The organism is Mesorhizobium sp. M7A.F.Ca.CA.002.09.1.1 (assembly GCF_003998555.1).
GTDB lineage: Bacteria > Pseudomonadota > Alphaproteobacteria > Rhizobiales > Rhizobiaceae > Mesorhizobium > Mesorhizobium ciceri.
This window is the reverse complement of record NZ_RZRR01001269.1, coordinates 1-1,144: the sequence shown is the minus strand read 5'-3', so window position 1 is coordinate 1,144 and position 1,144 is coordinate 1. Positions and strand designations below refer to the sequence as shown.

2 protein-coding genes are annotated in these 1,144 nt (G+C 60.5%); one reads left to right on the top strand and one right to left on the bottom strand.

What is annotated here, in order from left to right; genetic code table 11:
- A partial coding sequence (locus tag EN994_RS32430; protein ID WP_164746469.1) for a DMT family transporter occupies nt 1-513 on the bottom strand: 513 nt, incomplete at its 3' end.
- 208 nt (nt 514-721) lie between these two features.
- On the opposite strand from EN994_RS32430, the gene EN994_RS32425 reads away from it, so the two are divergent.
- Nucleotides 722-1,144 (top strand): adenylosuccinate synthetase (locus EN994_RS32425; RefSeq protein ID WP_206530559.1); only part of this gene is annotated, 423 nt, incomplete at its 3' end.

The following is a 1,144-nucleotide window of genomic DNA, read 5'->3' as shown; positions in this document are numbered from 1 at the left end:
AGCCACCGAATAGCCGCTGTAGAGAAAGACTGCGACCAGCATGATGGCGTCACCGAAATTGAGTTCCAGCGTCAACAGCCGGCGCGGGTCGCCATGGCAGGCGGTGAGGATCACGCCGGCGACGGTCAGCACGACGCCGACAATCTGCGCCCAGTTCACGCGCAGGCGGAAGAAGACGAAATTGGCAGTCATGATCAGGATCGGCATCGCCGCCTGTTCGATCGAGACATTGATCGCTGTCGTGTAGTTGAGCGCCGTGTAGAAGATGGTGTTGAACAGGGTGAAGCCGCTGGCGCCGAGGGCGACCAGCACGAACCAGTGCTTGCGGACTACCGGCCAGTCCTTCTGGATGGTCTTCCAGCCGATGGGCAGCATGATCGCCACGGCCAGCACCCAGCGCAGGAAGACCAGCGTCATCGGCGAGACGTGATCGACCGCCAGCTTGCCGGCCACCGAATTTCCACCCCAAAGCAAGGTGGTGAGCAGCAGGAATATGTAGGCGCTTCGATGCATCGCGGGATTCCAGTCGCCGGAGCTGCGGTGTTTGCCGGCCTATTGCCCTCGCTCGCCCAAGTAAATGATGTCAAAGCCGAAAATTGTTGTGCCTCAGGGCATTTTCGACGGCAAAGAAAGGTCGCGCTCGCGAGGTCTTGACGTTATAGAGGCCTGTCGTTTCGAACCATATTCAAGCCGCTTGGCGGCGTCTCAAGGGAAAAGAAACATGGCCAATGTGGTGGTCGTCGGCTCGCAGTGGGGTGACGAAGGCAAGGGCAAGATCGTCGACTGGCTGTCGGAGCGCGCCGATGTCGTGGTGCGTTTCCAGGGCGGCCACAATGCCGGCCATACGCTGGTCGTCGACGGCAAGGTCTACAAGCTGTCGTTGCTTCCGTCGGGCGTCGTGCGCCACGGCAAGCTGTCCATCATCGGCAATGGCGTCGTGTTCGACCCGCACGCTTTCGTCGCCGAGGTGGCAAAACTCAAGGCGCAAGGTGTCGAAGTAGCGCCGGATCGCCTGAAAATAGCCGAAAACACAGCGCTTATCCTGTCCCTGCATCGAGAGCTGGACGGATTTCGTGAGGACGCCGCATCCAATTCCGGGACGAAGATTGGCACGACCCGTCGCGGCATCGGCCCCGCCTATGAG